The following is a 223-nucleotide window of genomic DNA, read 5'->3' as shown; positions in this document are numbered from 1 at the left end:
TGTGGTGTAGAGGCCTAACATGCCTGCCTGTCACGCAGGAGATCGCGGGTTCGAATCCCGTCAGTTCCGCCATTTTTCAATTCAATAGTTTTACCGTACTAAAGTGGGAAGGGGTATCCCTCCGCACTTTATTTTTTTGTTAATGGATATGGCTCGGTAGCTCAGTCGGTAGAGCAGAGGACTGAAAATCCTCGTGTCGGCGGTTCGATTCCGTCCCGAGCCA

General features: G+C 50.7%; 1 tRNA gene. It reads left to right on the top strand.

The features are described from left to right. Positions 1-150 precede the first annotated feature (150 nt). Positions 151-223, top strand: a tRNA-Phe gene (locus ACUYLD_RS25850).

It is taken from the genome of Paenibacillus sp. SER-28, assembly GCF_052906305.1.
The sequence above is the reverse complement of the archived record's forward strand: the minus strand, read 5'-3'. Positions and strand labels throughout refer to the sequence as shown.